The organism is Massilibacteroides sp. (assembly GCF_028705895.1).
Lineage (GTDB): Bacteria > Bacteroidota > Bacteroidia > Bacteroidales > Tannerellaceae > Massilibacteroides.
Map to the genome: position 1 here is coordinate 29,655 of NZ_JAQWCQ010000039.1, position 6,245 is coordinate 35,899.

The window sequence follows — 6,245 nt, forward strand, 5'->3', positions numbered from 1 at the left end:
ATTTGGGGTGTTTTTAATTTGTTCCTGTGTTTTGTTTTTACCACCCACTTCAAATGTATATCGGTCGATCTTAAAATCAGCGACGGCTGAAGAAACTACTGCATTATTTACCCGCATTTGATTCAAAAAGAATGTTTCACGAATATTTCCTATTTCCGGTTCTTTCTCAGACAAGTAGTAAACAAGGTTGGTATTGTCTAAATAGACTTTATCTACTTTTCCTAATCCGATTATTCCGGTTGACTGGTCACGAAGACGAGCTATAAGTCCGGCATCTTCCATAAACGACATATATTCTTCGAGCGAATTGCGGCTTATTTCCAATTTAGCGGCGAGCGAAACAAAGTTTGGCTTGAATGGAACACTTTCCGCGATAACTAACAACAGGCGTTTCAGCTTACGCGCTGTAGTAACGGATAAGTTGGCAAATTGTGGTATATCGGTTTCTAATGTTATATTCAGAATTTGCCCCAGCCGAATACCCAGATTCTCTTCCACTGCCATAGGGTAATATCCTTGCTCCAAATAGGTTCTAAACAAGGGTAGCGGATGTTTTATTTCGTTTAACAAGGATATATTGTTATTTATTATATCTTCAAATGAATGCACTTTTACATCAATATGATGTTCGAATTTCAAATACTCCCTGAAAGAGAATCCGGGCATTGAATACATCAAAGCTCTGCGACTCAGGTCTGCCATTCCTTTACGGATATCAAGTATCGAAGAACCGGTGAAAAAAACTTTTAAATCGGGATAAAAGTCATATATATTTTTTAATTCAATCGACCAGTCTTTGTATTTATGGATTTCATCAATAAACAATTGTTTTCCCGCGTTTTTATAAAATGCATCAGCTAAGTCTGTCAATCGGTGACGCGAAAAATAAATGTCGTCTGCCGAAACATATAATATCGTTTTGTCATCGTTTTCCTTGATGTATTGTAGCAACATTGTCGTTTTACCCACACCTCTCGGACCAACAAGTCCTGTCATACGACTGTTCCAAGGGATTTTGTCGTACATATATCGTTTAAATGACAGATTTGTGTGTCCAAGCAATACTTGTTGTCTTTCGTATAGTGAATCCATTCTTGTTTGTTTAAAATTGCACTACAAAACTAACAAATAATCTTACAATCGTTCAACGCATTGTGCATTTCCGCATAATTAACTTTCAGTAGTAGAGACAAGACATACCTTGTCTCTACGATCCTATATTTTGAATATTTTCCGAACAAAACATTCGGGGGTTCATTCAAATATTTTATCTGGATATTTCAGCATAGCGTTTAATCGCTTTGCTGTCTTCTTCCAATCAAACTTCGTTGTTCCGGTCATTTTTATCGGCTCTGAAAAGTTTATGTCGTCAAAAAATGTCAGCGCTTTTAATGGTAGAACCGGATTACTTGCATATTTTTTATGATAGGCTTCGAGCATTTGTTTTAGCGAACGTTTGTCTGACAAACAGGCAATATCTATAAAATCTTTTATTCTCGTTCCATTACCTGCAATAGCATTCAATTTCATTGCAGCTATATCATCTAAACCAGCTAATCGAATTCCTTCTTCTTGACTGAATGTATTCAGCCAGTGATATTTATGGGCTATACAATCTATCTTTACACCCTCTATTTCTCCTTTTATTGTTTCCTTATCCATGAAGTCTAATTCAAAAGAATAGTTTTGTCTCAGATAGTCGGCCACTTCACTCTCCTCAAAGGTCTTTTCAGAAAACAAATCCAGGTCTATACTAATCCGATGTCCTATCTGAAGAGATAAGGCCGTTCCCCCTACAAGTCTGAATGAATGAAAGAAGGCATCTTCCATTAATTGCTTTAAGAGCGCCAGTGTACTGTCGGAGACTGTTTCTTTGAATAACATTTCAATTCTTCTTTGTTTATATCGAATATTGTGCAGACAAAAGCAATGTCTTTCCTGTTCATATCCGGAATATTTTTTATTGCTTCTTTAAAACCGTCTATTCCATATAGATTAAGAGCCGCATAGAAATCATCCATCCTGCCACGTTCAATTACACGCTGCACAACCACCTGACGCATAGCCTGCCAGTCAAAGTCATCCGGATCGTATTCCCATAACAGGGAGGGGCGAATACGGGCATCTTTATGTAAAGGATAATTTGTAAAAAACATGGGCTATTAATTTATTGTATTCAAACAAAGTTACTCAAAATAACTCACAAAAGCGATGTATCTATTTAAGCAATACGCTAACATGTGTTAAAACATTCTTTTATAATAGCTGCTACAAGTACCTGAAAGGCATTTACGCGTTTTTAATGAATTGTTGCAGATGGCCGGGAAATCTCTAATTTACGACCCCTAAATGACGACCCCTAAATCGACCCCTAAATCAACCCCTAAATCCCCTGAAGGGGACTTTAAGACAGGTGGAAAATCCATTGAAGGGGCCTTGTAATACAAGGTGAAAATCCATTGAAGAGGACTGTAAGACAAGTCAGAAAATCCATTGAAGAGGACTGTAAGACAAGTCAGAAAATCCCTTGAAGGGGCTTGTAAGACAAGCAAAAATCCCTTGAAGGGGACTGTAAGACAAGGCAGAGAATCCATTGAAGGGAACTGTAAAACAGGCGGAAAAGTCCCCTTCAGGGGATTTAGGGGTCGTCGATTTAGGGGTCGTCGATTTAGGGTAACCGTCACCCCAATTTGCCGCTTTTCTGTTGCCATACCTTTGCAGTGTGTTAATTAACCAACAGTTTTCAGGTATTTCTATTATTAATTTTTTAAACATTTATTTATTATGGGACAAAATTTTAAATTAGTTCATCTTTATTCTAAACCTGGTGACAAGAATTCTGAAAAGAAATGGTATGCTGCTTCTAAAAGCAATGGCATCGCAGATCTGGATGAACTTTGTATGTTGATCGCTGCTCGTAGTACGGTTTCGAGTGCTGATGTGAAGGCTGTGCTGGACAACCTGAACTTCGTGATCGATTTCCAACTGAAAGCGGGACGTATTGTTCAACTTGGCGAACTGGGAAACTTCCGTATGTCGGTCGGCAGCGAAGGTGTTACGGAAAAGAAAGACTTCAGCACCAGTATGCTCAAGACTCCGAAGATCGTCTTTACTCCGGGTGCATCTTTGCGTGAAACGCGTATCACCACTAAATTCAATCAGATCAGTGATGGTCAGACCCCTGAAACCGGAAATAATAACGGAAATGGTGGCGATGATGAAGGCGGTGAAATCTAAACCTGCATTGATAGGCTTGTATGCATAAGATGCAAATCCAATTGACAATGGCTGTGCTACTGACAGTAGCCGGCCTTGTCTTACTATTTTTAGCTTTTCTGATTGCTCCGCAAGGAGAGATTCATCAAAGCGTATTAGTTGCTTTCGGCGAGATGTCCACTTTTGCCGGAGCTCTGTTTGGTGTGGACTATACCTATAAAGTAAAGGAGCGAAAGAAAGAGAATGAAAACAAAAACTGAATTTTCCACCAACTATTCTGTCCGTTTGAGTGCGCATTTTCGTCTGGAGGAATTTACCTATAGCCGCGTGGCTATTGAATACGGAATTATCAATTCCCCTCCTCCCGAAGCAATTGAAGCGTTGCGCTGTCTGTGTGTTCGTTTGCTTGAACCCATCCGTACCCATTGTGGAGACTGTCCGATTCATATCCTCAGCGGCTACCGTTGTCCGGCGTTGAATAAACGCGTGGGCGGTGTGGCTACCTCTCAACATCTGAAAGGAGAAGCTGCCGACCTGTATATGGTTGACCTGCAACCTCTGGTTCAGCTTCTGCGCTCTCCGGATGCTCCGGAGTTTGACCAGGCTATCTATTATCGCCACAGAGGATTTATTCATCTTTCATTTACTTCATCCGGCAGCAATCGCCGTCAATTAATCTATGTATGAATTATGTTTTGCTTTTTTGTGTTTTACTCTTTTCGTCCTGCGGAGTTCCGAAGAAGACGGAAAGCAAGGCCGCTCGCCTCCGTACGCTTACTGACACGTCTATTTTCAGGCAGATGGCCAATCGTCACGTTAAAGATTTATATTTCATCCGGGAAGTTCGTATGAGTCCGCCCGATAGTTCCGGCAAGCAACATATTTCCGGTATAACAGAAACCCGCCGTATATTTCGGGAAACAGATAGTTTGTCGTTGCTTCAGGATCATATTTCATTGAATAAAGAAACCGAGGTCATTTCCATAAAACAAGAACCTGTCGCTGTTCATTCATTCCCGTTTCGCTTATCTTTTTTAATATTGGCGGTAGGTTTAATTTACCTTTTCCGACGAAAATTCGCACGCTCAACATAGTCAGATCTCGGGCGGGATTTGAAATCCCGGTTTCATATTCCAGCCCCTTCCTGTAATTTAGAGCCTGTTTAAATTTTTATTCGTGGCTTATTTCGTTTTATTTTTTGTTTAGTTGTATATCCGCATGAATGAGCATAGCGGGCTATGTGATTGAATGCGGAGATGCAGATAAGCAAAAAAGAAGACGAAAGAAGACCGAAACAAGCCCTCAAGAAATATCCTATAAAAATTAAAACAGGCTCTTATCCAATTCTTCGAAAACAGAGTTCTTACTGATAAACTCGGGAATAAGTTCTTTCATTCGACGAACCGTAGGCATTATCTCCGAAGTAAACGCCAGGGTAGTCAATTTCTCGACTTCGCCTGCGATCCGGACATATTCGTATTGACGAACACTGGCGACTCTTATCTTTTCATGAGGAGTAGGCAGTGTTTCCTCTTCATTGCTTAATAATTCTTCGTAAAGTTTTTCACCCGGACGAAGCCCTGTAAACACGATTTTTATATCTACATTGGGTTCCAAACCCGCTAAAGTAATCATCCGATAGGCCAAATCCGCGATTTTAACCGGTTCCCCCATATCGAACACAAAAATCTCTCCCCCCTTCCCCATAGCTCCGGCTTCGAGCACCAAGCGACAGGCTTCGGGAATCGTCATAAAATAACGGATTATATCGGGATGCGTTACCGTAAGCGGTCCTCCTTTAGCTATTTGTTGACGGAAAAGAGGAATAACCGAACCGTTGCTTCCCAACACATTTCCAAAACGTGTAGTAACAAAACGCGTCACTCCTTTTAGTTCTTTGCGTTGCAGAGCACTGTTCAGACTTTGCACATACATCTCAGCCAGCCGTTTAGACGCCCCCATCACATTGGTTGGGTTCACGGCCTTATCGGTAGAAATCATCACAAACTTTTCCACCCCATAAGCAACCGCAGCATCCGCAACCATACGTGTACCATATACATTGGTGCAAATCGCTTCGCATGGATTTTCCTCCATCAGAGGAACATGTTTATAAGCCGCAGCGTGAAAAATTACGCCGGGTCTGTAACGTTCGATAATTGCTTCCACCCGTTCCTTATTCCTGACATCACCCAATACCGAAGAAAAACTAAGTCCCGGAAACTTTTCAAGCAGCTCTAACCTCAGGTTGTGCGTTGGAGTTTCCGCACAATCAAACAAGAGAAGATGCTTCAACGGAAAAGAACAGAGCTGACGACAAATTTCGCTACCGATCGAACCGGCGGCACCGGTAACCATGACCACTTTGCCTTCAAGTTCATATTTGATCATCGACATATTGATTTCTATTTCATCCCGGCTGAGTAAATCCTCAACCCGCACTTCCTGCAACTCCTTATTCTTAAGCGTCTCTTTATTGAACACATTCACCTTTGGCAGGATCAACATCTTGATCTTATATTTTTCACAATACCGCAACAAACGACCATCCTCTTCTTTTACGGCATGATCGTCCATAAACAGAACCGCTTTAACTAAATGCTTTGCAACCAATAACCCAAAGTCAGCACTATTCGCAACAAAATAGGACGGATACCCACCAATACGATAGGAGCTTTCAGAACCTATCTGTAGGAAACCCGCCATACGATACTCTCCGATCACATCCGGAACAGGAGAGTTCAGAAACATATTATTATGGGGATCGTTCGTAAAAATCAGCAGATTGTTCTTAACAGCACCGATCGACTTCAGCAGATGGGTATAAACAGAGATCATAACCATGCGAAGCGTAACAAGGATAAAAAAAGTAATCAGCACATCTAAAACAAACGAAATCCGGAGGAATTTGGAAAAAGGATAGTCAAAAAAGAAAAAGGCACTCCCTATCAAAAGAAGCACCTTAACGATAGCCGCAAGACCAATGCGACCGGTTTCCGAAAACGAAGAATGGCGAATTACGCCTTTGT

The 6,245-nt window shown here is 41.0% G+C and carries 8 protein-coding genes; 4 read left to right on the forward strand and 4 right to left on the reverse strand.

Going from position 1 to position 6,245, the window contains the following annotated elements:
• The 3 genes from PHT93_RS10490 to PHT93_RS10500 form a co-directional block, all read right to left on the reverse strand.
• The coding region (locus PHT93_RS10490) for an AAA family ATPase (protein WP_300242613.1) at positions 1 to 1,092 on the reverse strand (1,092 nt) is incomplete at its 3' end.
• 162 nt (positions 1,093 to 1,254) lie between these two features.
• On the reverse strand, positions 1,255 to 1,884 hold the full coding sequence (locus tag PHT93_RS10495) for a nucleotidyl transferase AbiEii/AbiGii toxin family protein (protein ID WP_300242615.1): 630 nt from the start codon (positions 1,882 to 1,884) through the stop codon (positions 1,255 to 1,257).
• Positions 1,839 to 2,156, reverse strand: a complete 318-nt coding sequence (locus PHT93_RS10500; protein ID WP_300242617.1) for a hypothetical protein — start codon at positions 2,154 to 2,156, stop codon at positions 1,839 to 1,841. The genes PHT93_RS10495 and PHT93_RS10500 overlap by 46 nt, the downstream gene beginning before the upstream one ends.
• A 628-nt stretch (positions 2,157 to 2,784) precedes the next feature.
• On the opposite strand from PHT93_RS10500, the gene PHT93_RS10505 reads away from it, so the two are divergent.
• The 4 genes from PHT93_RS10505 to PHT93_RS10520 are packed head-to-tail and all read left to right on the forward strand — an operon-like array spanning position 2,785 to position 4,310.
• Positions 2,785 to 3,237 carry an HU family DNA-binding protein gene (locus PHT93_RS10505; protein ID WP_300242619.1) on the forward strand — a complete coding sequence of 151 codons (453 nt, stop codon included), beginning with the start codon at positions 2,785 to 2,787 and terminating at the stop codon, positions 3,235 to 3,237.
• A gap of 20 nt (positions 3,238 to 3,257) precedes the next feature.
• The gene (locus PHT93_RS10510) at positions 3,258 to 3,476 is read left to right on the forward strand and encodes a hypothetical protein (protein ID WP_300242621.1); all 219 of its coding nucleotides are present in this window, start codon (positions 3,258 to 3,260) and stop codon (positions 3,474 to 3,476) included.
• Positions 3,460 to 3,903 carry a D-Ala-D-Ala carboxypeptidase family metallohydrolase gene (locus tag PHT93_RS10515; RefSeq protein ID WP_300242623.1) on the forward strand — a complete coding sequence of 148 codons (444 nt, stop codon included), beginning with the start codon at positions 3,460 to 3,462 and terminating at the stop codon, positions 3,901 to 3,903. Before PHT93_RS10510 ends, PHT93_RS10515 begins: the two co-directional genes overlap by 17 nt.
• Positions 3,900 to 4,310 (forward strand): hypothetical protein, encoded by a 411-nt coding sequence (locus tag PHT93_RS10520; RefSeq protein ID WP_300242625.1) that lies wholly within the window; start codon positions 3,900 to 3,902, stop codon positions 4,308 to 4,310. Before PHT93_RS10515 ends, PHT93_RS10520 begins: the two co-directional genes overlap by 4 nt.
• A 229-nt stretch (positions 4,311 to 4,539) precedes the next feature.
• On the opposite strand, the gene PHT93_RS10525 is transcribed toward PHT93_RS10520, so the two are convergent.
• Positions 4,540 to 6,245, reverse strand: a 1,706-nt coding sequence (locus PHT93_RS10525) for a nucleoside-diphosphate sugar epimerase/dehydratase (protein WP_300242627.1), incomplete at its 5' end; no start/stop codon positions are given.

Excerpts from the sequence above, each read along its gene's own strand:
- PHT93_RS10495 (WP_300242615.1), bottom strand. The coding sequence starts at position 1,884 with ATGTTATTCAAAGAAACAGTCTCCGACAGTACACTGGCGCTCTTAAAG.
- PHT93_RS10500 (WP_300242617.1), bottom strand. The coding sequence starts at position 2,156 with ATGTTTTTTACAAATTATCCTTTACATAAAGATGCCCGTATTCGCCCC.
- PHT93_RS10505 (WP_300242619.1), top strand. The coding sequence starts at position 2,785 with ATGGGACAAAATTTTAAATTAGTTCATCTTTATTCTAAACCTGGTGAC.
- PHT93_RS10510 (WP_300242621.1), top strand. The coding sequence starts at position 3,258 with ATGCATAAGATGCAAATCCAATTGACAATGGCTGTGCTACTGACAGTA.
- PHT93_RS10515 (WP_300242623.1), top strand. The coding sequence starts at position 3,460 with ATGAAAACAAAAACTGAATTTTCCACCAACTATTCTGTCCGTTTGAGT.
- PHT93_RS10520 (WP_300242625.1), top strand. The coding sequence starts at position 3,900 with ATGAATTATGTTTTGCTTTTTTGTGTTTTACTCTTTTCGTCCTGCGGA.